This window comes from Halomonas sp. HNIBRBA4712 (assembly GCF_043558675.1).
Lineage (GTDB): Bacteria > Pseudomonadota > Gammaproteobacteria > Pseudomonadales > Halomonadaceae > Vreelandella.
In genome coordinates this window covers 22,301-48,455 of the sequence record NZ_JBIFXR010000002.1, presented here as the reverse complement: position 1 = coordinate 48,455, position 26,155 = coordinate 22,301, and the positions used below count along the sequence as shown (strand labels likewise).

The following is a 26,155-nucleotide window of genomic DNA, read 5'->3' as shown; positions in this document are numbered from 1 at the left end:
ACAGCGGGCGGCAAAAATAATGTACTAGTACGCTAGTACAGTCCTAAAAAATAGTCCTGAAGAGGCGCATTCAGCATGGCAACACGAGCCCCCGAATCTACACGGGATGAGGAGTACAGAGAGGCGCTGGTACGCTATCTGCTCGCGGTGGACTCGCCCGCCGACATGGACAGCGCTTTGGATAGCCTGCTAACGCCTTCAGAGTATCAGGAAATCGGCAAACGGCTACAGATTTTCAAGCTTTTGAGCGAAGGCGTGGCGCACCGCAGGATCGCCGAGACCCTGGGCGTGGGTATCGCCACGGTCTCTCGCGGCGCGCGAGCGTTCAACCCCCATTCGACCCACAAGGATCTCTCATGAGCGCCGGCCCCCAGCCCTTTACCCTGCCGCGCAAGCCGCACTACGTCACGCTTGCCGCCGACTGCGATTTCTTCGCGCTGTTCCAGAAGATCGAGCGCGCCTTCGACAACTGCTACATGCTCGAGTCGCTCGGTGAGGATAGCCACATCGCCCGCCACTCGATCATCGGCTTCGACCCGGAGTACCTGCTCTACGCCAACGGCCAGACACTCTCCATCGAGCACCGCGACGGTGGCGTCGAGCACCATGAAAGCCCTAACCCTTACGAGCTTCTGCGATCCTTGATGCCCCAGAACATCATCTCGCGCAAGTACGCAGGCGGGCTCTCCGGTTACCTGGGTTACGACGCCATGCAGTACTTCGAGCCGTCGCTGTCGCTCAAGGCGAGCGACGACTTCGACACCTTCCGCTTCGGGCTCTACAAGGATGGGCTGATTCTCGACAAGATGACCGGCGAGGTCACCTATTTCTACTATGACGACAGCCGCTTCGAGTACCTGCAGGGGCTGATCGAATCAGACAACGTCGCCCCGGGCGCGCTCAAGATCACCGCTCTCGGTGACACCATGAGCCGCGAACAGCACGCCGAGGCCGTCGCCAAGGTGAAGCAGGATATCGTCGACGGCAAGGTCTTCCAGTGCGAGGTGGGCTTCAAGAAGCGCTTTCGCATTGAAGGCGATACCCTGGCGCTCTATGGCGAGCTCAGAACCATCAACCCCTCGCCGCAGATGTACTACGTGAAGTTCGGCGATCAGCGTTTGATCGGCGCAAGCCCGGAGCTTCTGTTTCGCCTGCGCCAGGGCGAGATGGAGACCTTTCCGCTCGCCGGCACCACGACGCGCGGCAAGACCGAGCAGGAGGATACACAGCTTGCCCGGGCGCTATTGAACGACCCGAAAGAGATCGCCGAGCACAACATGATCGTCGATCTACACAGAAACGACATCGGCCGGGTGGCGCGCTTCGGTACCGTCAAGGTGAGAAGCCTGATGGACATCAAGCGCTTCAGCCACGTTCAGCACATTTCCAGCGAGATCGTCGGCATCATCGACCAGAACGAGGACATGTTCACGGCCCTTGCCAGCAACTTCCCCGCCGGTACCCTGACCGGTGCGCCCAAGATCGAGGCGATGAAGATCATCGATGCACTGGAAACCGACGGGCGCGGGCCTTACGGCGGCGCGGTGGGCCAGTTCTCCTTCAACGGCGACTGCACCTTCGCGATTCCGATTCGCACCGTGTTCGTCAACGGCGAAAACGCCTACGTGCAGACCTGCGGCGGCAACGTTTACGACTCCAACGCCGAGGACGAGTACGAGGAGATTCGCCGCAAGTTCGCCGGCACGCGCAAGGCGCTGGCCCCCTTCATGGATACGGCGACGGACAAGGAGAGCCTTGCATGAAAGTGCTGATCATCGATAACTACGACTCCTTCACCTACAACCTCTACCAGTTCATCGGCGAGATACTGAGCGCCGAGCAGCACCGCGGTGCGCTTTCCCACTTCGAGATTCTGGTCAAGCGCAACGACGAACTCGACTTTAGCGAGATCGAGGCGCTCGCGGCGGATCGCATCATCATCTCGCCGGGGCCGGGCTCGCCAGACGACCCGCGCTACTTCGGCGTCTGCGCGGAGGTGATCGAGAAGCTCGGCCCTACCACGGCGCTTCTCGGCGTATGCCTGGGGATGCAGGGGATCGTTCACGTGTTCGGCGGCCAGGTGATCAAGGCGCCGCTGCCGATGCACGGCAAGATCAGCCCGATCAACCACGGCGGCGCATCGGTGTTCAAGAATGTCCCGGACCAGCTCGAGGTGATGCGCTACCACTCCCTGATCGCCGATGCGGCCTCGCTGCCCGGTTGTTTGGAGGTTACCGCCACGGTGGGCGGGCTTGCCGCCGCGAGCTTCGCCGAGCGCGAACGCTGGCAGGCCGCCGGCGAGTTCGAGCTGATGGGCGTGAAGCACCGCGACTACCCGATTCACGGTATTCAATTTCACCCGGAGTCGTTTGCCACCGAAGGCGGCCGCGAGCTGATCGCTAACTTCCTGCTTGACTGAACCAACATCGATCCACGAAAAAAGGCCAGATGCCTGAAGCATCCGGCCTTTCTGGTTCAATCGAACGCGGCGTTAGCGCTTACCCCGAGCCCGAGGCGGCTTACCGGAGACGCCGCGCCCTTTGCCCGCAGGCTTACCAGCCGGTTTACCCGTGGGCTTGCCAGCGGATTTCATCGCCCCCTTGCTGCCGGGTTTGGCGCCGCGCTTTCCGGGCGAGGCGGGGTTGCCCGCTACTTTGGACTTGCCACCGGGGGCGGAAGCCCCTTTGGCGCGTCCGGCCGGTTTGGCCTTGCCCGCTGCGCCGCCTCGCCCTTTGGGCGCTGCTCCCGGGCGACCGGGTGCACCGCCCTTGGCGCCGCGGGGCTTGTTCTTCGGTTTTGATTTGGGCTTTTGCGCCGGAGGCGGCGCGCCGTCGGAGGTTTCGGTGAGCCGGACGATGGTGTCGATCTCTTTCGGCGTCAAGTCGCGCCAGTCCCCAAGCGCCAGCCCCTTGAGCGAGACGTTCATGATCCGCGTGCGGACAAGCTCCACCACCTCGAAACCGAAGTGCTCGCACATGCGCCGAATCTGGCGGTTGAGGCCCTGCACCAGGGTGATGTTGAAGGCAAAGCGCGACACCCTTTCCACCTTGCACTTCTTCGTCACCTGACCAAGGATCGGCACCCCACTTTGCATGCCGTGGATGAAGTCGTCGGTCACCGGTTTGTCGACGGTGACGACGTACTCCTTCTCGTGCTGGTTATTGGCGCGCAGGATCTTGTTGACCAGATCGCCATTGTTGGTCAGCAAAATCAGCCCCTGGGAGTCCTTATCGAGGCGCCCGATAGGAAAGATACGCACGCCGTGGCCAACGAAATCGACGATATTGGCCTTTTCGCTCGGCTCGGTGGTGCTGACGATCCCCACCGGCTTGTTGAGTGCGATCAGCACCAGATCCTCGGCCTCCTGAGGCTCGATCTCCTGACCGTTGACCTTGACCCGATCGCCGGGTACGACCTGATCCCCGGTGGTGGCGCGGCGCCCGTTGATCCAGACGTTGCCCTGCTCGACATAGCGGTCCGCCTCGCGGCGCGAGCAGAGCCCGCTTTCGCTGATGTACTTGTTGATCCGGATCGATGTTCCAAAAGACATAACGCGCTACTGGCCTGAGTGAAGAAGTTGACGTAAAACCGGTTAAAACGAGGAGCCGGGCGTCTCGAGAAAGCGCCGCTCCTCGTCGCTCGAGGCGCGCCCGAGTATGGCGTTACGGTGCGGGTAGCGCCCGAACCGCTCGATGATCGCCCTGTGCCGGCGCTCGAACTCGAGGTTTCGCGAAAGCCCCGGCTGGTCGAAAAGACGCTCGGCCTGCTCGTGAATGCGCGCGGATTCACTGTGCATGTAGGGCATGCAGAGAAAGGCGCGCCGCTCGGGCGAAAGCGCCTGATCCGCGCCCAGACGCACCGCTTCCTGGGCGAGGCCGAGTGCGAGCGGGTCCGCGGCGAAGGCCGCGGGCGTGTCGCGGTGGATGTTACGCGAGAACTGGTCGAGCACGATGATCTCGGCAAGCCGCCCTTCCACCGTTTCGCGGAACTCGAAACACTCGCAGGCAAGCGCCCTGGCGTGCAGCTCGCCAAAGCGCTCAGCGATCGTTCGATCGAGCGCCGGGCCCTTCTCGAACCACTGAGCGGGTGCGAGCTCCTCGAACCAGAACGCCAGCACCGCTTGCGCTTGGGTTTGCGCCTTCGTACCCATGATCGATCCCTTAACCGGTGTTTCGGAGCCCGGCGGCGATGCCGGCCATGGTGACCATCAGCGCGCGGGAGAGATCGGCGCTGATCGCACCGTCGGCGTCGCGGTTACGCTGCAAGAGCTCCGCCTGCAGCCCGTGAAGCGGGTCGATGTAGGGGTTTCGCACATCGATCGCCTGGCGAATCAGCGGAGTATTTTCCAGAAGCTCGCGCTGACCGGCGATATCCAGCACCGCGACCTCGAGCCGCTCGAAGCGCTCGCGCAGCTCGCGGCCCAGCGCCTTGAGCGCCGGCTCGTCGACCAGCCGGTGCTCGTAGTAGGCGGCGATCGCTACGTCCGCCTTGGCCAGCAGCATCTCGAGCATGTCGAGATAGGTGCCGAAAAACGGCCACTGGGTGCGCATTTCCTGAAGCACTTCGCGCCCGCCGGGCTGCTCGAGACGGTTGGCGAAGGCCTCGCCGCTGCCGAGCCAGGCCGGCAGCATCAGGCGAATCTGGGTCCAGGCGAAGATCCACGGGATCGCGCGCAGGGTTTCCACCCCGCCGTCCTGGCGGCGCTTGGTCGGCCGCGAGCCGAGCGGCAGCCGCCCCAGCGCCCCTTCCGGTGTGACCGCGCGGAAATAGGGCACGAAATCCGGGTTCTCGCGCACCACGCCGACATAGCCGCGGTGGGCAACGCCGGCCAGCGCGTCCATCTCCTCGCGCCACTGGGGCTCTGGCGCCGGGGGTGGCAAGAGCGTGGCCTCGAGCACCGCGCAGGCGTAGATCTCCATGGAGCGCAGCGCGATATCCGGCTGGCCGAACTTGAAGCGGATCATTTCGCCCTGCTCGGTCACTCTGAGGCTTCCGTTCACCGAGCCCGGTGGCTGGGAGAGAATCGCCGCGTGGGCCGGGCCGCCGCCGCGGCCCACGGTGCCGCCGCGACCGTGAAACAGCGTCAAGTCGACGCCGTGGCGCTTGCACACGTTGACCAGCGACTCCTGAGCGCGGTACTGCGCCCAGGCCGCGGCGAGCTGGCCGGCGTCCTTGGCGGAGTCGGAGTAGCCGATCATCACCTCCTGGCGATCCTTGACCAGCGCCCGGTAGCCCGGAAGCGCCAACAGCTTGTCGATCGCGGCGGCGGCGTTGTCGAGATCGTTGAGGGTTTCGAACAGCGGCGCGATGGGCAGCGTTACGCGGCCGCCGGTCTCTTTCATCAGGAGTGCCACGGTGAGCACGTCCGACGGCTCCGCGGCCATCGAGATGATGTAGGTGCCGAGCGCCTCGGCGTGTTCGCGGCCAATCACCTTGAAGGTGTCGATCACCTCCCGCGACTCCGCCGAGCACTCCCAGCGCCTCGGGATCAAGGGGCGGCTCGAGGCTAGCTCGTCGAGCAGAAACGCCTGGCGGGTCGCCTCGTCCCACTGCTGGTAGTGGCCGAGACCCAGCTCGCTGGTGAGCTCCTCCATCAGCTGGGCGTGGCGGCTCGCTTCCTGGCGCAGGTCGAGCTTGGTCAGCGTGACGCCGAACACCGCTACCCGGCGAAGGGTATCGAGCAGCGCGCCGTTGGCGATAGTATCGAGCCCGACATCGCACAGCGAGCGATAGCAGGCCAGAAGCGGCGCGTAGAGCTGGTCGCGGGTTTCGATGACCGGCCCGCCGTCGAAGTTTTTGCCGTCAAGGCTCGCCTTGGCCCAGTCGCGGGTCGCTTCGACCTTGTGCAGCAGGCGGCGCAGGATTTCGCGGTAGGGCTCGGCGACATCGCCCACTTCCGCCTTGAGGGCGCTGTTGGCTTTCCACATGGAAAGCTCGGTCTTGAGCTGTTCGAGATCGCGCAGGTAAAGATCCGCCGCCATCCAGCGCCCCAGCAGCAGTACCTCGGTGGTGACCCGGGCGGTGACGTTGGGGTTACCATCACGGTCGCCGCCCATCCAGGAAGCATAGCGGATCGGCGCGGCGTCGAGCGGCAGCCGCTCGCCGGCGGTCTCGAGCAGCAGGTTGTCGAGATCGCGGTGAAAATCCGGCACCGCCTGCCACAGCGAGTTCTCGATCACCGCAAAGCCCCACTTGGCCTCGTCCACCGGTGTCGGACGCTCGTGGCGAATTTCATCGGTGTGCCAGGCCTGGCTGATCAGCTCGTTCAAGCGCCCGCGGGCGCGCTCGCCGCGCTCCGGGTACTCCTCGGCGCCTTCGATCGCGGTCAGGCACTCGTCGATGGCGTCGTACTTCTGGATCAGCGTGCGGCGAATGACCTCCGTTGGGTGGGCAGTCAGCACCAGCTCCACGCGCATGGTGGAGAGCGTTTCGACCAGCGAACGCGGTGAGTGCCCGGCTTGCTGGGCGCGGCCGAGAAGCTCGCCGAGCGACGGCTGCATACCGGGCTTGTAATCCTCGACGCGACGAAAGCGGGCCCGATAGTGCTGCTCGGCGATATTGGCCAGGTTGAGAAACTGATTGAACGCGCGGGTGACCGGCAGCAGATCGCGCTCCGGGAGCTTGCGCAGATACTCGATCAGCGCACGCTGCTGAAGCGTATCGCCCTGACGGCCCTGCTTGGCGTGGGCCCGGATCGTTTCGATCTTGTCGACGAAGGGCTGCCCCAGGTCGTCGGCGATGGTACGCCCGAGGCTGTCGCCCAGAATACGCACGTTTTCGCGCAGGGACTCGTGTAAATCGTGACTCATTAACCTGGTCTCCTTATAGTTTGCCGTCGGCCATCGCGCTGGGCCGTTCCTGTTTATTCTTTATATTCCAGTGATTCTTCACGCTCCAGGCGCTTTGCCGCCTGCCAGTGACGCTCCATCTCCTCCAGGCTCGCCTGATCCAGCTGCTCGCCCAGCGCGCGCTCGACAAAACGAAAGCGGCGTTCGAACTTGGCGTTGGCCCCGCGTAGGCAGGTCTCGGCGTCGGCCCCCACCGCCCGGGCCAGGTTCGACGTGGCGAAGAGCAGATCACCGATCTCCTCGCGCACGTGCTCGGCGTCGTTCTGCTGTAGCGCCTGTTCGACCTCCTCGAGCTCTTCGCGAATCCTGGCGATCACCCCGCGGGTGTCCGGCCAGTCGAAGCCGACCCGGGCGGCGCGTTTGGAGAGCTTCTGGGCGCGGCTGAGCGCGGGCAGCGTGCGCGGTACGTCGTCCAGCGCCGAGGCGGGCTCGCTCGCGCGAGCTTCGCGCTCGTCGGCCTTGAGCGCCTCCCAGCGGTGCTTCACCTGGCGCTGCTCGACAGCCTCGGCGGTTTCACCCGGGGTGCGGCGCGAGGCCAGCGTGCCCTCGGGGAATACATGAGGGTGGCGGCGAATCATCTTGCGGGTGAGCGTATCGATGATATCGGCAAAGTCGAAGCGGCCCTGCTCGGCGCCGAACTGGGCATAGTAAACGACCTGAAAGAGCAGATCGCCAAGCTCGCCGGGTAGCTCATCGAAGGCCTCGCGCTCGATGGCGTCGGCCACCTCATAAGCCTCTTCGATAGTATGGGGCACGATGCTATGCCAGTGCTGCTCGATATCCCAGGGGCAGCCCTGGTCCGGGTCGCGCAGCACGCGCATCAGCGCAAGCAGATCCTCCAGCTGGTACCGCATCAGTGGCTCCCCCGGCGGCTCTTCTTGTGGGGGTCGGCGTCGCGCAGCCTACGCACCTCGGTGACGTTGGGCAGCTGCTGAATGCGCGAGAAGAGTCGGCCCAGGGTTTCGAGTCCGTCGACCTCGAGCGTAATACGAAGCCTGGCGATGCTTTCGTCGGTGTCGGTGAGCGTATTCACCGCCAGCACGTTGACCTTCTCGTTGCCCAGTAGCCCGGTTACATCGCGCAGAAGCCCGGAGCGGTCCCAGGCCTGGATTTCGATTGCCACCGGGTAGCGAGTATGGGCGCGTTCGCCCCACTCCACTTCGATGATGCGCTGTGGCTCATCGAGGCGGTGCTGAAGTACGTTGGCGCACTCCTGACGGTGGACGGTGACGCCACGCCCCTGAGTGATGAAGCCAATGATCGGCTCGCCGGGTACCGGGTTGCAGCAGTTGGCCATGTTGGTCTTGAGATTGCCCACCCCCAGTACGGTGATATCGTCCTGAGGTGCCTTGTCCTGCTGGCGGCGGGGCTTGGCCAAAAGCCGCTCGAGCTGCTCCTGGTCGTCGCTTTCGCCAAAAAGCTGTTGGGCCTGATGGAGCACCTGGCCGATACGCAAATCGCCGGCGCCGAGAGCGGCGTACATGTCGTCCGGGCCCTGGTAGTTGACCGTGCGCGCGAGCTTTTGGATATCCAGCCCGTCGACGTCCAGGCGCTTCATTTCGCGCTCGAACAGCGCCCGCCCCTCCTCCAGATTCTGGTCTCGCGCCTGGTGTTTGAACCAGGCCTGGATCTTGGCGCGGGCGCGGGAGGTGCGCACGTAACCAAGGCTCGGGTTGAGCCAGTCGCGGCTCGGCCCCCCCTTGGTCGCGGTCAGGATCTCGACCTGCTGCCCGGTCTTGAGCTTGTAGTTGAGCGGCACGATGCGCCCGTTGATCTTGGCGCCGCGGCAGAGATGGCCGATCTCGGTGTGTACCCGGTAGGCAAAATCGATCGGCGTAGCCACTCTGGGCAAGTCGATCACGTGGCCGTCCGGGGTGAACACGTAGATACGATCCGGGGCGACGTCGCTTGCCAGGCCCTCGCGCAGGTCGCCAAAGCCGCCCACTTCGTCCTGCCACTCGAGCACTTGCCGAAGCCAGGCGATCTTGTCTTCGTAGCTGCGGCTCTTGGCGTTGGTGTCGTGGCCCTTGTAGCGCCAGTGGGCGCATACGCCGAGTTCGGCCTCGTCGTGCATGGCGAAGGTGCGAATCTGGATCTCGAGCACCTTGTTCTCGGGCCCGACCACCGCGGTGTGAAGCGACTGATAGCCGTTCTTCTTGGGATTGGCGATGTAGTCGTCGAACTCGTTGGGCACGTGGTGCCAGCGCGAATGCACGATGCCGAGCACGGTGTAGCAGTCGGTCACCGCGGGCACCAGAATGCGCACCGCGCGCACGTCGTGGACCTGGGAGAAGTCGATGCGCTTGCGCTTCATCTTGCGCCAGATCGAATAGATATGCTTGGCGCGACCCTTGACGTCGAACTGGAGAATGTTCTGCGCCCGCATTAGTGTTTCAAGCGTTGCCACCACGTCCTGAATATAGCGGTCGCGGTCCAGGCGCTTCTCTGCCAGCAGTTTGGCGATGGTCTTGTAGTCGGCTTCGTGGAGATAGCGAAACGAGAGATCCTCCAACTCCCACTTGATCTGGCCGATACCCAAACGGTGCGCCAGCGGAGCGTAGATATCGGCGACCTCACGGGCGACCTGCAGGCACTTTTCGCGCGGGGCATCCTTGACCTGGCGCAGCGCGCAGGTGCGCTCGGCGATCTTGATCAGCGCGACGCGCACGTCACTCACCATGTTGACCAGCATCTTGCGCAGGTTCTCCTGCTGATTGTGCTGGCTCATGGCGTGGTTCGAGGTCAGGGGGTAGCTGATGGCCGCCATCTGCAGCACGCCGTCGATCAAGCGCGACACTTCCTCGCCAAAGCGCTTGGTGATGGCGTCCAGGCTCACCAGCTCCTCGCGCACCGAGCGGTAGAGCACCGCCGCTTCGAGCGTGGCCTGGTCGAGCTTCAGATCGGCCAGGATGTCCGCCATTTCGAGCCCCATGCGAAAGCTGGTGTTGGGCGAAAGCCAGCCGCGGCCGTCGCGCGGGGTGTCTCGCACCAGCGTTTCGGCGAACTCGCAGGCTTCGATCAAGCGCTCCGGCTCGGGCAGGCGCACGCTCTCTTTCAAACGTGCCATCCACTGCTCAATGTCCACCCTGCCGCCTTGAGTCAGCGGCTGGTCTTCACGCACTTTCACCATGGCAATGACTCATCCTTTCAACGAATGGCGCCCACTCTGCCGGTAAGTGTAGCGCCAAATGGTGACTAGCTTGCGTCTTCGAGCAGTACCAGCGTTTCGATATGCGCGGTGTGGGGAAACATGTCCGCCACCGCCACCGCGCGGATACGATACCCCTGAGCCGTCAGCAGCGCGGCGTCGCGGGCAAGCGTGGCCGGGTCGCAGGAGATATACGCCACGCGGGCAACGCGTTTTTGCTTCAGCGCCCGACAAACCGCTTCGGCGCCGTCGCGCGGCGGGTCGAGTACGACGGCATCGAAAGCGTCACGGGTACTCAACAGCCCCTCGATGCTCTCCGGCTGACTCAAGTCCGCCTGCTCGGCGCTCACATTCAGGCCTTGGCGCGCTGCGTTGTCGGTCAGGCGCGAGACCATCGCCTGGCTTCCCTCCACCGCGTGCACGAGCGCCCCATCCAGCGCCAGGGGCAAACTAAAGTTACCGATCCCGGCAAAGAGATCAAGTATCCGCGGCGTTTTTTCCGAATTAAACATCGGTGAAAGCCACGCCCGGACCTGGGCGACCATGCGCTGGTTGACCTCGGCGTTGACCTGAAGAAAATCGCCGGGGGCGAAGCCGAGCGCGACGCTGCTGGCCTCGGCGCTGGCTTGGCCCTTGACCTCCAGCGTCAGCTGATCCTCGAGCGCCGGGACCTCGCCCAACCACTCGAGACTCGGTGCCTCGCGCCCGACCCGCAGCGCCACGTTCACACCGTGCCTGTAGCCAAACGCGCGCCAGGCATCAATATCCCCGGCATTGGGCTTGAGCTGGCGTACCACGACCACCGGCGCCCCGGCGGGCTTGATCAGCTCGATATGCCCCACCTGGCGCGGCGAGGCTAGAGTCGTCAGTAGCGCCTTGAGCGGCCCGATCAAATCGGACAGCTCGGCGACCAGCACGTGGCAGTGATCGATGCTGACCAGGCGGTGGCTGCCCGCGGCGCGAAAGCCGAGCAGCACGTTGTCGTCGCGGTCGACGCGCACGCCGAGCCTTGCACGACGGCGGTAGTGGTCGCCGCGCCCTTCGAGCGCGGCGATCTCGCCGGTTTCCAGCCCCTGGCGGGCGAACAGCTCGCGTACCACCTGGCGCTTGTGCGCGCGCTGGGCGTCCACGTTCAGGTGCTGTAGATCGCACCCGCCGCAGCGCTCGAAATAGGGGCACGGCGGCGTGACCCGCTGTGGGGCCTGGTTGATCAGCCGCTTGATGTGCGCCTCGTTAAAGCGTTTGCGCTCGGTGTGCACCGCCACCTCGACCGTCTCACCGGGCAGCGCCCGGTCGACGAACACCGTCTTGCCCGCGCCGTCCTGGGCGATGCCGCGCCCGTCGTGGGCCAGCCGGTCGATGGTCAGCGCCGCATCCTCGCGAGCGGGTGACGCCGGGGCACTGGCAGACGTTCGAGCGAGCCCCGAGTGGCCGGATTTGGGCCGGGGTGGGCGCTTCTTACCCAACATGTCGATGTTCCAAAACGTGATTTTCTCTCATGAAATAAAGGGCGCGGGGCCACGTAATGCTCATTAGTTAAGGTATCTACTTACCCATTGCGTTTGACCAGCCTACCGTGGGAGGCCGCTTCAGCGGGCGAATGGCGCCGGCAGGCGCCTTGACCTAACCACCCGTCGCGAGCTGAAGCTCCCTCCCACAAAACCTGACCAACCTGACTAAACGGCATTACGGGAGCCACGCCTGTGCGCCGCGCTCAAAGCGTCGGCGCGAACAGGTTGGTCGACAGATAACGATCGCCGCGGTCGCAGACGATGAACACGATCACCGCGTTCTCGACCCGCTCGGCGATGCGCAGCGCACCGGCCAGGCTGCCACCGGAGGAAACGCCGGCGAGAATGCCCTCTTCCCGCGCGAGCCGGCGCATGTGCTCTTCCGCCTCGTCCTGTGCGATATCGAGCACGGTATCGACCCGGGGCGCTTCGAAGATGGCCGGCAGGTAGGCTTCTGGCCAGCGGCGGATGCCGGGAATGCTCGCGCCGTCCGCCGGCTGCAGACCGACGATCTCGATGTCACCGTTTTGCTCTTTCAGGTAGCGCGACACACCCATGATGGTGCCGGTGGTGCCCATGGAGCTGACGAAGTGAGTGATCTCGCCGCCGGTCTGGCGCCACAGTTCCGGGCCGGTGGTGCGGTAGTGGGCAAGCGGGTTGTCCGGATTGGCGAACTGGTCGAGCGGCTTTCCTTCGCCGTTGCGGATCATCGCATCGGCGATGTCGCGGGCCTCCTCCATGCCGCCCTCCTTGCTGGCGGGAATCAACCTGGCGCCGTAAGCGGCCATCGCCTGTTTGCGCTCGCTGGAGGCGTTTTCCGGCATCACCAGCACCATTTTATAGCCCTTGATCGCCGCGGCCATGGCCAGCGCAATACCGGTATTACCCGACGTCGCCTCGATCAGCGTATCGCCGGGAGAGATCTCCCCGCGCGCTTCGGCTTCGACCAGCATCGAAAGCGCCGGGCGGTCCTTGACCGACCCGGCTGGATTATTGCCTTCGAGCTTGGCCAGAAGCGTGTTGTTGCGCCCGGCGCTGATACGCTTAAGCCGCACCAGCGGGGTGTTGCCGATCACATCTTCCAGAGTGGAGTAGACCATTGTGGATTCCTTATCGTCGCCATTGTGTTGCATTATATCGAGGCTGCCTGTACCTGGACAGGCAACCCACGCAATCCATGAGTTTCCGGCATGTCCTTGAATGCGCGCACGCTATTGGCCCTGGTCGGCCTGCCCCTGTTGATCTACGCCGTCATGGCGACGGCGCTGGTAGTGCAAGGCGACCAAACCCAGCGCCAGCTCTACATCGAGCGTCTGACCAGTACCAGCAAAGTGCTGGCACCGGCGTTGAGCGACGCCCTGATCGATGGCGACGAGCCCCTTCTGACCCTGCTCTCGCGCCAATTCGTTGAGCACGAATACCTTCGCGCGCTGTCGCTTTTCGACGCCCAGGGCAACCGGGTAGTGGCTCTTGGCCGACCGTTTACGCCCGCTCGGCGGCGGGTGGCGCCCAGCACGACCCGGCTCCTCGAAGAGCAGGACGTTTGGCGCCTGCTGATGCCGTTACCCGCCTATCCGGCCAGCAGCGCGGCGGATAATGGCTGGCTCGAAGCCGAGATCAGCGCTCGCCCCCTGACCGTCGAGCGCTATCGGCTAATGGCCGGGCTCGCCCTGGGAGCGCTGGCGCTGGGTGCGCTTCTGCTGGCGCTGGCGCGCTACTGCGCGCGCTCGATCACCCGCCCGCTCGAACGCTCGCGTAACGCGCTGACGTGCCTGGCTCAGGGGGAGTACGAGCGGCGCTTGAATGCGCACGCCATGCCCGAACTCGACCGCCTGGGTCAACAGATCAACCGCCTCGGCGAGCACCTGGTGCATCAACGCCGCGATATGCAGCGTCAAATGGAGCGGGTAACCCGGGAGCTTTACGAGTCGATGGAGACGATCGAGGCGCAGAGTATCAAGCTCGACATGGCCCACCAGAGCGCACTGAGCGCCAACGAGGTCAAATCAAGGTTTCTGGCCAACATGAGCCACGAAATCCGCACTCCGCTCAACGCCATCACCGGCTTTTGCCGGCTGCTGGGGCGCACCGAACTCGATGCCCGTCAGCGCGAATGGCTCGAGCAGGTCCACCGCGGCTGCGACCACCTTCTGGCGCTGGTCAACGATGTACTCGATTTTTCGAAGCTCGAGGCCGACCAGCTCACCCTCGAGGAAGTGCCCTTCGAGATCGCTACGCTAATCGATGACGCGATCAGCCTGAACGCGCCACAAGCGCAGCGCAAGGGGCTGCACCTGGTGGGGCTTGCTTACGACGATATTCCCACGCCGCTCATGGGCGATCCGCTGCGCATCCAGCAGATTCTCAACAACCTGATCGGCAACGCCTTGAAATTCACTGCCGAAGGCGAAGTCGTGGTGCGCGCAAGCCTCGAGAAGCACCAGGGCCAGCACGTCATCCTCGAGATCAGCGTGGCCGACACCGGTATCGGGCTTGATGAAGCGCAGCAGCGCGATCTTTTCGACGCCTTCACTCAGGCCGAGCCCAGCCATTCGCGCGAATACGGCGGCACGGGGCTTGGCTTGAGTATATGCCGCCAGCTGGTCGAGCGTATGGGCGGCGAGATTCGGGTCGAGTCAAGCCCTGGTGAAGGCGCGCGTTTCTCCTTTACGCTTGCCCTGATGGCGTTTGGGGCGCGCGAGCGCCCGCCGGCGTTCGATCTGGCCCAGGCCGTCGTCCGGCTGCACGAGCCGCACCGCACTACCCGTTTAGCACTGGAAAGCTGGCTCGATCATCTGGGCGCGCAAGCGGTGTCCTTTGCCGATACCGGGAACGAAGCGCTGCTGGTGCTGGCCCTCGGCCCGCAGGATTTCATCGGCAAGCGCCGCGCCTACTGGGATTCGGTGATCGAGCAGGCGCCCTGCCCGACACTGATCCTTGTGCTTGGCTCCCGGCTCGATCTGCCCGAGTGGCCGCTGCCCCGGGGCGGCGAGATCCTGGAGAAACCCGTGACCAGACGCCAGCTCGAGCTCGCACTCGAGCGCCTGCTGCGCCCGCAGGCGACTGAACCGGCGCGCGAGCACGCCGAGCGCCTGCCCTCTTCCTCCACCGTCAACGTGCTGGCGGTGGACGACAACGCCTCGAACCGCGCACTACTCAAGGCGCTGCTTGAAAGTGAACGCCTCAAGGTAACGCTTGCCGACAGCGGCCCAAGCGCGCTTGAATGCGCGCGGGCCCAGGCCTTCGATGTGGTGCTGATGGACATTCGCATGCCCGGTATGGACGGTGTGGAAACCAGCCGGGCACTGCGCCGACTCGGCAACGGCTGGGCGCGCTGCCCGATCATCGCGGTGACCGCTCACGTGGCAAGCGATCAGCGCGCGCGCTGGCTTATCCAGGGCTTCGACGACGTGCTGCTCAAGCCCATCGACGAAAGCGCGCTGCACCGGCTGTTAGAGCGGTTTCTGGATCTGCCAGCCCCGCTGCTTGCCGACGATTCCCCATCCACACGCTCTGGATACGAGCAGTTTCAGCGCGAACAGCGCACCGCGCTGATCGCCGAGCTGCCGCAAGTAAGCGCACGTATTGAAACGGCTTTCAAGAAGGACCAGGGCAAAGCGCTACTCGACGAGGTACACGCACTCAGCGGGGCGTGCTGCTACTGCGACTTGCCGGCACTGGGAAGCGCCGCCAACGCAGTGGAAGCCACACTTGTCGCGCTCGAGGTCGAACACCGAGAAGAGGTTTCGCTCGAGCCGGCGCAAGCGCCGTTGGCGTCGCTTTTCGAGGAAATAAGAGCGCTGACCTAGCGTTCGAGTACGACGAAGGCGAGTGCGTAATCGGCCTCGTCACTCAAGGTGACGTGCGCCGTCTGCGCGCCGCTTTGCTCGAATAGCGCCTGCGCCTGGCCGTCAAGCGCCATCATGGGTTTGCCCAGCGCGTCGTTGAGCACTTGAATATCGCGCCACTGCATGCCGGCGCGAAGCCCGAGCCCAAGCGCCTTGACGAACGCCTCCTTGGCCGCAAAACGCTTGGCCAGATACGCCGCCGGACGCTCTTTCGCCACCCAGCGCTCGAACTCGTCGGGCCCCAGTATGCGCGCGGCGAAGCGCTCGCCGTGGCGCGCCATCGCGGTATCAAAGCGCGCGATACGGGCGATATCCGAGCCGATGCCGATAATCACCCTCAGTGCCCGCAGCAGCTGCCGCCGGCGTCATGGGCGTGGTCGTGGTCGTGCTGATCGAGCGCCGCCATCAGCCCGGCTTCCTGACCGGCGACGATCAGCCGCTTCATCTCGGCCACCGCCTCCTTGAGCCCGACGAACAGCGCGCGGGCAATGATCGCGTGACCGATATTGAGCTCGTTGAGCCCGGGCAGCGCGGCGATCGCCTCGGCGTTGTGGTAGTGAAGCCCGTGGCCGGCGTTGACCACGAGCCCTAGATCGAGAGCGTGAAGCGCCGCGGCGTTGAGCCGGGCGTACTCGTCATTGGCCGCGGCGGATCCCATGACCGCCTCGGCGAAGGCGCCGGTGTGCAGCTCGATGGTCGGGGCGCCGGCGCGGTGGGCGGCGTCGATCTGCTCGATCTCCGGGTCGATGAACAGCGACACGTCGCAGCCGGCACGGGCGAGGCGCTCGCAGGCGGTCTTGATCTGATCGAACCCGCCGATCACGTCGAGCCCGCCTTCGGTGGTGAGCTCTTCGCGCTTCTCCGGCACCAGGCAGACGTGGGCGGGCACTAACTCTTCGGCAAGCGCAAGCATCTCCTCGGTCACCGCCATTTCAAGATTCATGCGCGTATTGAGCACCTCGCTTAGAAGGCGCACATCGCGGGGCTGGATGTGGCGGCGGTCTTCGCGCAGGTGCACGGTAATGCCGTCGGCACCGGCTTCTTCGGCCAAGAGCGCCGCCTGAACCGGGTCCGGGTAGCGCGTACCGCGGGCCTGACGGAGCGTGGCGATGTGGTCGATATTGACACCGAGTAGAATCCGCGGGGGGTGCATGGCGCTCTCCAATATCAGATAGTCTGTATGAAACGGGTTCGAAAAATGCGGCTGCCGTGATCTTACTGCTCGCTGCCGGGTAGTCGGGCGCGCCGCCGGGCGAGATCGACCATCAGCTCGCGCGAGCGTAGCGGCCTGGTGCCGAGCTGCGGGGCGAGCGCTGCGCGCATGACCGCCTTGAGCGCTCCGGCAAGGCCGGGCGGGGTCCAGTCGCCCTGGTCGAGCAGGCGCAGCGCCCGCCCTTCGATGCCGCGATCAAACGCTACAAAGGCGCGGCTTTGGGCATCGAAGCGGTAGCGCCCCTCAGGGTCCAGCGCGTCGCCTTCCGGGGTGGTGAAGCGCGGCGTTGCCTCGAGCGCCTCCAGAAGCGCCCATTCGAAGCGGCGCAGCGCCAGCGCCCGCCCCTCCGGTCTGGGCAGCGCCTCGAGCAGCGCGCTATAGAAAGCGAACGCTTCGTCGGCGGCAAGCTCCAGTGGCAGCAGGCGCGTGGCGATTTCGTTGGCATAGAGCCCGCAGAGAAGCCCCTCGCCGACCAAAAGCGCCGTTTGCCCGCGCGACTCCATCAGGGTCAGGCGCTTCAATTCGTGATCGCCGCGCCAGGCAACGAACAGCGGCGTGAACGGCTGCAGCCGCTGGCGGGATTTCGACCCCGGGCGCTGACCGCCGTGGGCCACCGCGCGAATGCGCCCGTGATGGAGCGTCAACAGATCCACCAGCGCGCTGGTTTCACGGTAGGGGCGCCGATGCAGCAGAAAGGCGGGTTCGGCCATGGCGGCTCTGTTCAAGAAAGTGGGCTCAATCGAGTGGGCTCAAGAGAATGGACTCAATCGAGATCGTAGCCCAGGCTCTTCAGCGCACGGTCGTCGTCGGACCAGCCGCGCTTGACCTTGACCCACAGGTTCAGCATCACCTTGGTGCCGAGGGTGCGCTCCATGTCCAGGCGCGCTTCGCGGCCGATACTCTTGATGCGTTCGCCGTTCTCGCCGATCAGAATCACCTTCTGCCCCTGGCGCTCGACCAGAATCAGCGCGCTGATATGGGTCACGCGTTCAGTTTCGCGAAACTCCTCGATCTCGACGGTCATCTGATAGGGCAACTCGTCGCCGAGCTGGCGCATCACCTTTTCGCGTACGAGCTCCGCGGCCATGAAGCGCAGGCTCTTGTCGGTGATCTGATCTTCCGGGAAGTAGTGGATACCTTCGGGCAGGTGTTTGGCGACTTCTTCCTCGAGCGCATCGACCTGGGTGCCGTGCTTGGCGGAGATCGGGATCACCGCGGCGAACTCGCGCCGAGCGCCGACTTCGGCAAGCCAGGGCAGCAGCGACGCCTTCTCCTGCAAACGGTCGACCTTGTTGACCGCGAGCACCACCGGCGCCTGCACATGCTCCAGACGCTTCAACACCGCCTGATCCTCGTCGGTCCAGCGGGTACGGTCGATGATGAACACCACGCAGTCGACGTCGCGCAGCGCCTGGGTGGCGGCCTGGTTCATGAAGCGGTTGATCGCCTTATTGCGATCCTTCGACATGATGTGCATGCCCGGGGTGTCGACATAGATGAACTGGGTGTCGTCGACGGTCTTGATACCCATCACCTGGTGGCGCGTGGTTTGCGGGCGGCGCGACGTGATCGACACCTTCTGACCGAGGATACGGTTCATCAGGGTCGATTTGCCCACGTTGGGCCGGCCTACGATGGCCACGAAGCCGCAGGTTTGACTCATGAGGAGGAATCTCCTGGATTTTTTTCGAGATGAATGAGCGCCTGCTCGGCGGCTTGCTGTTCGGCGTGACGGCGGCTGGGGCCCTTACCGGTCGTATGCTCGCTGAGTAGATCGATATAGCACTCGACGGTAAAGGTCTGAGCGTGAGCCTCACCCTTGACGGAGACCACGTCGTAGCGCGGCAGCGCCGCCTGGCGTGACTGCAAGAACTCCTGCAACCGGGTCTTGGGGTCCTTCTGGGTGTCCTGCAGCGAGGTGCTCTCCAGGCGCTCGGCGTACCAGGCCATCACGCGCTCGCGCACCGCGTCCATGCCGGCGTCGAGATAGATTGCGCCGATCACCGCCTCGACGGCGTCGGCGAGAATCGACTCGCGCCGGTGGCCGCCGCTTTTCATCTCGCCGGAGCCCAGCCGCAAACACTCGCCGAAAGCCATCTCGCGGGCCAGCTCCGCCAGCGTCTGACCCTTGACCAGGCGAGCGCGCAGGCGCGAAAGCTGACCCTCGCGGGCCTGGGGGAAGCGCTGGAAAAGCGCCTCGGCGATCACGAAATTGACAATCGAGTCACCCAGAAACTCCAGGCGCTCGTTATTGCGCCCACCGAAGCTTCGATGGGTCATGGCAAGCTCCAGCAGCGTCTCATCGCTAAAGCGGTAGCCGATTCGTCGGCAAAAGGCGTTCAGGGAATTACTCACGGTGCTCCTACGTCTGCGACGTTGACCTTGGGGAGACGGCTCATTCGATCCGCCTTACGCTCGAAAAGCTCGGCAGTCCACCATCCCAGTGCATCCAGACCGCAAAGGCGCGCCCGACAATGTTTTCTTCAGGTACGAAGCCCCAGTAGCGGCTGTCGTTGGACTGATCGCGGTTGTCGCCCATCATGAAGTACTCGCCTTCGGGCACGATCACTTCACCCATTTGCGGCCCCGGATCACGAGGGTTGTTGTAGATGGCGTGACTCACGCTCCCCAACCGCTCATTCAATAATAGCTGCTGGGGTGAGCCCGCGGGGCCCTCTTCGACCAGCGTCTTGGCCACCGGCTCGCCGTTGATGTAGAGCTGCTTGCCTTCGTAGCGGATACGATCACCGGGCAGCCCCACCACGCGCTTGATGAAGTTCACCGACGGCTCGTCGGGGAAACGAAAGACCATTACCTCGCCGCGTTCGGGCTCGCCGATCTCGACGAAGCGCTCGTGCACTACCGGCAGGCGCAGCCCGTAGGCAAACTTGTTGACCAGGATGAAATCGCCGACCTCGAGCGTCGGTCGCATCGAGCCCGAGGGGATTTGAAACGGCTCGACGATGAAGCTTCTCACCACCAGCACGACCAGCAGCACCGGAAAAAGCGAACGCGAGTAGTCGATTGGCCAGGGCTCCTTTTCGAGCTTCTCCCGCGTGGCCGGGTCCAGCGTGCCCTGGGAGGCCTCGTGAGCCGCGATGACGCGCTTTTTACGCCGCGGGCGAAACCAGAGCGCGTCGAGCAGATAAATAACGCCGGTGATCGCGACCGCCAGTACCAGTAGTAATGAGAAATCCATGAGGGTGTCGTCGTCCTAGTCGTTGACCTTGAGTACCGCAAGGAAGGCATCCTGGGGAATTTCGACACGCCCCACCTGCTTCATCCGTTTCTTGCCCGCTTTCTGTTTTTCCAGCAGTTTCTTCTTACGGCTGACGTCGCCGCCGTAACACTTGGCGGTCACGTTCTTGCGCAGCGCCTTGACCGTCGAGCGCGCCACCACCTGGCCGCCGATCGCCGCCTGAATGGCGACATCGAACATCTGCCGCGGAATCAGCTCGCGCATCTTCTCGACCAGCAGCCGCCCGCGCGAATGCGCGTGGTCGCGGTGGATGATCACCGCCAGCGCATCGACCTTGTCGCCGTTGATCAGCACGTCCAGACGCACGAGCTTGGCTGCCTCGAAGCGCTCGAAGTTGTACTCGAGCGAGGCGTAACCCTTGGAGATCGACTTCAACCGATCGAAGAAGTCCATCACCACTTCCGACATCGGAAGCTCGTAGGTGAGCTGGATCTGGTTACCCAAAAACTGCATGTCGAGCTGGGTGCCGCGGCGCAGCTCACATTCGGTGATGACGTTGCCCACGAACTCCTGGGGCACGAGGATACTCGCCCGCACCACCGGCTCGCGCATCTCGTCGACATCTGCCATGTCGGGTAGCTTTGACGGGTTGGAGACGTAAACGGTCTCGCCGCGTTTGAGCGCCAGCTCATAGACCACCGTGGGCGCGGTGGTCAGAAGATCGAGATCGTACTCGCGCTCGAGCCGCTCCTGGACGATCTCCATGTGCAGCGTGCCGAGAAAGCCGACGCGAAAGCCGAAGCCCAGCGCGTCGGAGTTTTCCGGCTCATAGTCGAGGGAGGCGTCGTTGAGGGCGAGTTTTTCCAGCGCGTCACGGAAATCCTCGTAGTCGTCGGCGCTGACCGGGAACATGCCGGCGTAGACCTGGGGTTTGACCTTCTGAAAGCCCGGCAGCCTCGCGACGTCCGGCGATTTGGTATGGGTGATGGTGTCACCGACCGGCGCGCCGTGAATCTCCTTGATACCGGCGACGATGAAGCCCACTTCACCGGCGCGCAGAATACCGGTCTCCGTGCGGTGCGGAGTGAAAATCCCCACTTCCGAGGTACTCCAGTCGCGCCCGGTCGACTTGATGCGAATCTTGTCGCCCTTCTTGAGCGTGCCGTCGAAAAGGCGCACCAGCGATACGACGCCCAGGTAGTTATCGAACCAGGAGTCGATGATCAGCGCCTGAAGCGGCGCTTCCGGGTCGCCCTTGGGCGGTGGAATGTCACGTACCAGCCGCTCGAGCAGCGCGTCGATACCGATGCCGCTCTTGGCCGAGACCTGGCAGGCGTCGGTGGCATCGAGCCCGATGATCTCTTCGATCTCCTGACTGACGCGGTCCGGATCGGCCTGGGGCAGGTCGATCTTGTTCAGCACGGGCAGCACTTCAAGGCCCTGCTCGATGGCGGTATAGCAGTTGGCCACCGACTGCGCTTCGACGCCCTGGGCGGCGTCGACCACCAGTAGCGCGCCTTCACAGGCGTAAAGCGAGCGCGACACCTCGTAGGAGAAGTCGACGTGGCCGGGGGTATCGATGAAGTTGAGCTGGTAGACGTTGCCATCGGCGGCGGTGTAATCCAGCGTCACCGACTGCGCCTTGATGGTGATACCACGCTCGCGCTCGATGTCCATCGAGTCGAGCACCTGCTCCTTGAGCTCGCGATCGGTCAAACCACCGCAGGTTTGAATCAGGCGATCCGACAGCGTGGACTTGCCGTGGTCGATGTGCGCGATAATGGAAAAGTTGCGAATGTGTTTAATTTTGCTGGTGTTTTCTGATGACATTACGCTATGTAATCCGGGAGTTGTACGCCTTTGTGTACCGCCATCGAAATCGGCGGGCCGACGTGCAATGAAAAAATTCGTTGCATTGTACCGTTAGCAAGACGCGGGTGCCATGCTCATTGCGCTTGCCACGGCGGCTCGCCCAATAGCGTCAAGCAGATAGCGCCCTGAATACAAAACGCCCCGGTAAAAACCGGGGCGCTTCTAGCTCCTACGCTATCCCTATGCGTGCCCTCTTCCGCGGGCGTGCAATGGTCGCGTCAAACGCGGATTACTCAAGGCGCAGCGCGATAAACAACGAGCGGCCTTCGCGATACAGACGTACCGGAATGGCGCGGTCGCTCGGCAGCTCCTCGACGATCCCGGCGAGCTCGTCGGCGGTGGAGACACTGCGATGATCGACGCTGACCAGAATGTCGCCAGGCATGATGCCTGCCTCGGCGGCAACGCTACCCGACTCGACCTGGCGTACTTCCACGCCGCCATCGATGCTCAGGCGCTCCTTGAGCTCGTCGCTTACTTCACCGACGCTGACGCCCAGCCGCGCCTGGTCGTTGGCGCCACGCTCGGCGCCGGCCTGCTCTGACTCCGGCCAGCTACCCAGCTCCACGGTTTCTTCGACTTCTTCGCCATCGCGAATCACCGAGAGCGACACGTCGCTTCCCGGCGCGACCCGGCCAATAAGGCGCGGCAGCGTGCTCGAGCGGTCGACCTCTTCACCGTTGACGGCGATGATCACATCCCCCGCTTGAAGGCCACCTTCCGCCGCCGGGCCCTCCGGGTCCAGATCGGCGATCAGCGCGCCGATCGCGTTTTCCATGCCGAAGGATTCGGCCAGGTCACGAGATACTGGCTGGATCATCACGCCAAGCCAGCCGCGGTTGACGTGACCGTCTTCACGCAGCTGATCGGCCACGTTCATGGCAACGTTGATCGGAATGGCGAAGGAGAGCCCCATGAAGCCGCCGCTACGGGTGAATATCTGCGAGTTGATGCCAATTACTTCGCCATCCAGGTTGAACAGCGGCCCGCCGGAGTTACCCGGGTTGATCGCTACGTCGGTCTGGATGAAGGGAACGTAGGCGTCGCTGGGCAGCGTGCGGTTGATGGCGCTAACGATGCCTGCGGTCACCGAGTGGTCGAACCCAAAGGGCGAGCCGATCGCTGCGACCCATTCGCCTACCTTGAGATCATCGGAGTTGCCGAGGTTCAATACCGGCAGATTGTTGGCATCGATCTTCAAAAGCGCCACATCGGTCTGCTGGTCGCTACCGATCAGCTCGGCGGGCAGCTCGCGGCGGTCGTTCAGGCGCACCAGAATTTCATCGGCGTCCTGTACCACGTGGGCGTTGGTCATCACGTAGCCATCGGCGCTGATGACGAAACCCGAGCCCAGAGACTGGCGCTCTTCGCTACGCTCGCGCCCGCCCTGCCCGGGCGGCGTGGGGAAATTATCGCCAAAGAAGTGGCGAAAGATTTCCGGAATGTCCTGCCCGCCGAAGCCACGAATGTCCGGGCCGCTGCGCTGAACGGTGCGGCTGGTCGATATATTGACCACCCCGGGGGCGGCCTGCTCGACCAGCTGGGTAAAGTCGGGAAGATTCTGGGCCTGGGCGGTTTGGCCCAGCATCAGTAGCGCTGTAAGACACAGCCATAGTGAGTAGGAAACAACCGAACGCCTCATGAGGTAAAGCTCCTAATCAAACAACGATCAAGCCATGGAAGGAAACCGGCTCGAAGAGCCAGTAAGCAGATTAACGACCCACATTCCGGCCAAACGTTCCGTTCGTCTGCTAACAGTATCGTTTTTTTATTTTCCATGGGCCGCACCGCTCGCCGCGCTCAGCCCCGGGAGGATGCCTGGGCGTCGTCGAGATCGATGGATTGGACGATACGCCGCACCTGATCCGCCGGCAGCTCGCCAATGGCAATGAGCTGCCAGCGCTCATCGCCGCGTTCGATCAGCTCGACGGCGATACCTGAAACGCCAAGCGTGTAGGCGCCGGACTCGAGGGCGTCGTCTTCGGCCGGTGCGGCAAAAACGCTCACCGAAGCCAAGCCGTCGCTGTAAAAGCGCTGAGCCAGAAAGTTTTCACCGGTGATTTCCGCCGGCTGGGCAACGAACCCATCGGGCAGCCAGCCGACCTGCCACTCCGGCGACGGCGCCACGGGCAGACTTTCTTCATCAAGCAGCGGACCATCATAAAGCGCTGGAGACTGAAGCTGGGTCATCTGGAAGGTTTCGACCACGCGGGACTGGGCATCGCTGAGCTCGTGCTTGAGCAAAAGCCCGGTCTCCTCATCCACCCACCAGGTGTGGGCGTAGCGATGCTCGTCATGGGGATCGAAGCGCAGTCGCACGGCAACGCGCCCCGCTACGCGCTCTTCGTTTTCCAGCGTCACGTCGTAATAGGCTTCGACATGATCCGCCCAGGCGCGCGGCGTCGCCTCGATATCGAAGCCCTCCTGATCCGGCAGTACCCAGGCTAGTTTACCCGCCGGGGAACGTCGCTCGACGCTGATCGAGGGGCCATCCAGGTGTTGAACCACCTGCTGGCGAACACCGTCTTGTACGCGATGGGAAAGCGCCAGCGTGCGAACCCCGATACCGTTGATCGACACCGCCCGCGCCTGGTACTCGAAACAGTGGCTGGCCAGCATACTGCGGACCAGCCACTCGTCGATCGTTTCGGGAACTTCGGTCAGCTGCGGCGTATCGCAGGTCGATATCTCATCCTGGGTCGAGGCCTGCGCCGTTGAACTGTCCGAAACTTCACTGGCGCCTTGCGCCATTAGGGGAAGTAGCGCCAGCGATACGATGGCCGATCCAACCACGCCTCGCTGGCGCCCTGCAGTTTTATGTCCGCTCACACTCATTGCCACCCGTCACTGCACGCTTTGATGATCTGATTCACTTCTCAGCGCTGGCCCAGAGGCTCGACGATGGAAGAGGAGCGCATCAGCGGCATCCAGCTGTCACCGCTGCCCGCTGCGGCGCCCTGAGCGTGCTGCTCAAGGTAGGTCTGCAGCAAATTGATCTGATCGGGGTCGATCGCTGCACTCGGTGCCGAGAACGACTGCGCTGCATTGGAAACCGCCGGCGCAGCGTTGAAGCCGCTCGTCTCGCTGACGTTCATGAAGCCACTGCGGCCAGACTGGCTGTTCATTCGAAACGCGGTTGGCTCGAACATCGGCATTTCAGCCGACGCCATGGCGTCACCAGAGAGGCTCACCGGCTGTACCTGAGCGCCGGTGCCCGTTGAAGGCGCCGCCGCCAGGCCAGAAGTACCCTGAACACCGGTGGAAGACGTATCGCTATTGAAGAACTGCACGCCGGTCACGACCATCAACGAAACGGCCGCCGCCACGCCTGCGCCGCGAGCAAAGGAGACCCGCCCGGGTTTGGTCAGCGAGCCCACGCTTTTCGAGCTTGCGCTCTCTTCGAGTACGGGAGCAGGCTCATCGGCCAGTCGCGCCATGATACCGGCAGAAAGGTCGGCACTGACGTCGATCGAACGTTCGCGCTGCATCATGCTGCGCGCCAAGTGATAGCGGCGCCATGCGCTGGCGGCATCTGCCTCTTGCGGCAGCGACTTGAGCACTCGGCGAAGTTCAAGCTCGTCGCTTTCGCCATCCATGAGTGCCGAAAGCGATTCCCGTGTATTCAAACTCATACTTACACCCTCACGCTGTGTTGATAGAACGCCACGAGCCAACATTGACATGTTTGGCCGCGAGCGTATTCACAGGCCAACACTTGAGTTTTACGCGCATCGCGTTCAGCAAATTCATTGAGTAGCGTTTTCCACGATGCGCCGTACTGATCTTTTCATATTGGTCTTTTCAATCGGGTCAATCCGGTCAAGCTCTATGACGTCTATCGCCTCTGACAGTTCACTAAAAAATCAAATTGTCGCTTACACCTGTATTCCCGACGCTCAATCGTCGCGGCTGTTACGTGCGGTGCTTACCAGGGGGCGGATGTGCTCGTCCACCGCTTCACGGGCGCGAAAAATGCGCGAGCGGACCGTTCCCACCGGGCATTGCATGACCTGGGCAATATCTTCATAGGCCAGCCCGTCGAGTTCGCGGAGAGTAATCGCGGTACGCAGATCGTCGGGCAGTTTTTCGATCGCCTCGAACACCGCCGCCTCGAGCTGATCACGCGCGATCGACGCCTCGGGTGATTCGCTATCCGCCAGTCGCCCGCTCTGGTCGAGCACTTCCGCGTCGACGATGTCCAGATCGCTTCCCGGCGGGCGCCGACCGCGCGACACCAGATGGTTTTTCGCCGTATTGATGGCGATCCGATACATCCAGGTGTAAAAAGCACTCTCCGCGCGAAACTTGCCCAGCGCCCGGTACGCTTTTATGAACGCTTCCTGGGCCACATCCTGAACTTCGGCATGGTCGTGCACGTAGCGCCCAATCAAACCGATAATCTTGTGCTGGTACTTCTTTACCAGCAGATCAAAAGCACGTAAATCGCCTTTCTGGGCACGCTCGACAAGCTGCTGATCCGTTTCACGAGTGCCCATTCACATACTCCCCCTGCTCG

Annotated in this window: 22 protein-coding genes; 4 read left to right on the top strand and 18 right to left on the bottom strand. The window is 63.5% G+C overall.

Annotated elements, in window-relative coordinates:
* The first annotated feature begins 75 nt into the window (after positions 1–75).
* The 3 genes from ACGK9R_RS04620 to ACGK9R_RS04610 are packed head-to-tail and all read left to right on the top strand — an operon-like array spanning position 76 to position 2,419.
* Positions 76–360, top strand: coding sequence for a Trp family transcriptional regulator (locus ACGK9R_RS04620; RefSeq protein ID WP_394578689.1), 285 nt, complete (start codon positions 76–78; stop codon positions 358–360).
* Positions 357–1,763, top strand: a complete 1,407-nt coding sequence (locus ACGK9R_RS04615) for an anthranilate synthase component I family protein (protein ID WP_394578687.1) — start codon at positions 357–359, stop codon at positions 1,761–1,763. The genes ACGK9R_RS04620 and ACGK9R_RS04615 overlap by 4 nt, the downstream gene beginning before the upstream one ends.
* Positions 1,760–2,419 carry an anthranilate synthase component II gene (locus tag ACGK9R_RS04610; RefSeq protein ID WP_394578685.1) on the top strand — a complete coding sequence of 220 codons (660 nt, stop codon included), beginning with the start codon at positions 1,760–1,762 and terminating at the stop codon, positions 2,417–2,419. The genes ACGK9R_RS04615 and ACGK9R_RS04610 overlap by 4 nt, the downstream gene beginning before the upstream one ends.
* A gap of 72 nt (positions 2,420–2,491) precedes the next feature.
* Here the strand turns inward: ACGK9R_RS04610 and rluF are convergent, their stop codons facing one another.
* From rluF to cysM, 7 genes are all read right to left on the bottom strand, one after another.
* Positions 2,492–3,550 (bottom strand): 23S rRNA pseudouridine(2604) synthase RluF, encoded by a 1,059-nt coding sequence (gene rluF / locus ACGK9R_RS04605; RefSeq protein WP_394578683.1) that lies wholly within the window; start codon positions 3,548–3,550, stop codon positions 2,492–2,494.
* 42 nt (positions 3,551–3,592) lie between these two features.
* Positions 3,593–4,150, bottom strand: a complete 558-nt coding sequence (locus ACGK9R_RS04600) for a DUF924 family protein (RefSeq protein WP_394578681.1) — start codon at positions 4,148–4,150, stop codon at positions 3,593–3,595.
* Between the two features lie 10 nt (positions 4,151–4,160).
* Positions 4,161–6,809 carry a phosphoenolpyruvate carboxylase gene (gene ppc, locus ACGK9R_RS04595; protein WP_394578679.1) on the bottom strand — a complete coding sequence of 883 codons (2,649 nt, stop codon included), beginning with the start codon at positions 6,807–6,809 and terminating at the stop codon, positions 4,161–4,163.
* Between the two features lie 53 nt (positions 6,810–6,862).
* Positions 6,863–7,702, bottom strand: coding sequence for a nucleoside triphosphate pyrophosphohydrolase (gene mazG, locus ACGK9R_RS04590; RefSeq protein WP_394578677.1), 840 nt, complete (start codon positions 7,700–7,702; stop codon positions 6,863–6,865).
* Positions 7,702–9,978: a GTP diphosphokinase gene (gene relA, locus ACGK9R_RS04585; RefSeq protein WP_394578675.1), complete on the bottom strand. Its 2,277-nt coding sequence runs from the start codon at positions 9,976–9,978 to the stop codon at positions 7,702–7,704. The genes mazG and relA overlap by 1 nt, the downstream gene beginning before the upstream one ends.
* A gap of 65 nt (positions 9,979–10,043) precedes the next feature.
* Positions 10,044–11,465 (bottom strand): 23S rRNA (uracil(1939)-C(5))-methyltransferase RlmD, encoded by a 1,422-nt coding sequence (gene rlmD / locus ACGK9R_RS04580; RefSeq protein ID WP_394578673.1) that lies wholly within the window; start codon positions 11,463–11,465, stop codon positions 10,044–10,046.
* Positions 11,466–11,710: 245 nt separating this feature from the next.
* Positions 11,711–12,607 carry a cysteine synthase CysM gene (gene cysM / locus ACGK9R_RS04575; RefSeq protein ID WP_394578671.1) on the bottom strand — a complete coding sequence of 299 codons (897 nt, stop codon included), beginning with the start codon at positions 12,605–12,607 and terminating at the stop codon, positions 11,711–11,713.
* Between the two features lie 90 nt (positions 12,608–12,697).
* Here cysM and ACGK9R_RS04570 point away from each other — a divergent pair, with 90 nt between their 5' ends.
* Positions 12,698–15,316, top strand: coding sequence for an ATP-binding protein (locus ACGK9R_RS04570; RefSeq protein ID WP_394578669.1), 2,619 nt, complete (start codon positions 12,698–12,700; stop codon positions 15,314–15,316).
* Here ACGK9R_RS04570 and acpS read toward each other — a convergent pair.
* From acpS to rpoE, 11 genes are all read right to left on the bottom strand, one after another.
* A complete protein-coding gene (gene acpS, locus ACGK9R_RS04565) occupies positions 15,313–15,690 on the bottom strand; it encodes a holo-ACP synthase (RefSeq protein WP_394578667.1) in 378 nt (125 codons plus the stop codon). The genes ACGK9R_RS04570 and acpS overlap by 4 nt on opposite strands.
* 2 nt (positions 15,691–15,692) lie before the next feature.
* On the bottom strand, positions 15,693–16,508 hold the full coding sequence (pdxJ, locus tag ACGK9R_RS04560; RefSeq protein WP_394578665.1) for a pyridoxine 5'-phosphate synthase: 816 nt from the start codon (positions 16,506–16,508) through the stop codon (positions 15,693–15,695).
* A gap of 62 nt (positions 16,509–16,570) precedes the next feature.
* Positions 16,571–17,278 carry a DNA repair protein RecO gene (gene recO / locus ACGK9R_RS04555; protein WP_394578663.1) on the bottom strand — a complete coding sequence of 236 codons (708 nt, stop codon included), beginning with the start codon at positions 17,276–17,278 and terminating at the stop codon, positions 16,571–16,573.
* Positions 17,279–17,331: 53 nt separating this feature from the next.
* Positions 17,332–18,231, bottom strand: a complete 900-nt coding sequence (gene era, locus ACGK9R_RS04550) for a GTPase Era (RefSeq protein ID WP_394578661.1) — start codon at positions 18,229–18,231, stop codon at positions 17,332–17,334.
* Positions 18,228–18,923: a ribonuclease III gene (gene rnc, locus ACGK9R_RS04545; RefSeq protein WP_394578659.1), complete on the bottom strand. Its 696-nt coding sequence runs from the start codon at positions 18,921–18,923 to the stop codon at positions 18,228–18,230. The genes era and rnc overlap by 4 nt, the downstream gene beginning before the upstream one ends.
* 40 nt (positions 18,924–18,963) lie before the next feature.
* Positions 18,964–19,767: a signal peptidase I gene (gene lepB, locus ACGK9R_RS04540; RefSeq protein ID WP_394578657.1), complete on the bottom strand. Its 804-nt coding sequence runs from the start codon at positions 19,765–19,767 to the stop codon at positions 18,964–18,966.
* A gap of 15 nt (positions 19,768–19,782) precedes the next feature.
* Positions 19,783–21,597: a translation elongation factor 4 gene (gene lepA / locus ACGK9R_RS04535; protein ID WP_394578655.1), complete on the bottom strand. Its 1,815-nt coding sequence runs from the start codon at positions 21,595–21,597 to the stop codon at positions 19,783–19,785.
* A gap of 271 nt (positions 21,598–21,868) precedes the next feature.
* A complete protein-coding gene (locus ACGK9R_RS04530) occupies positions 21,869–23,281 on the bottom strand; it encodes a DegQ family serine endoprotease (protein WP_394578653.1) in 1,413 nt (470 codons plus the stop codon).
* A 158-nt stretch (positions 23,282–23,439) separates the two neighbouring features.
* Entirely contained in the window at positions 23,440–24,432 is a 993-nt protein-coding gene (locus ACGK9R_RS04525) for a MucB/RseB C-terminal domain-containing protein (RefSeq protein ID WP_394578651.1), read from the bottom strand.
* A gap of 83 nt (positions 24,433–24,515) precedes the next feature.
* Positions 24,516–25,271 (bottom strand): sigma-E factor negative regulatory protein, encoded by a 756-nt coding sequence (locus ACGK9R_RS04520; RefSeq protein WP_394578648.1) that lies wholly within the window; start codon positions 25,269–25,271, stop codon positions 24,516–24,518.
* 264 nt (positions 25,272–25,535) lie between these two features.
* Entirely contained in the window at positions 25,536–26,135 is a 600-nt protein-coding gene (gene rpoE / locus ACGK9R_RS04515; RefSeq protein WP_394578647.1) for an RNA polymerase sigma factor RpoE, read from the bottom strand.
* Positions 26,136–26,155 lie beyond the last annotated feature (20 nt).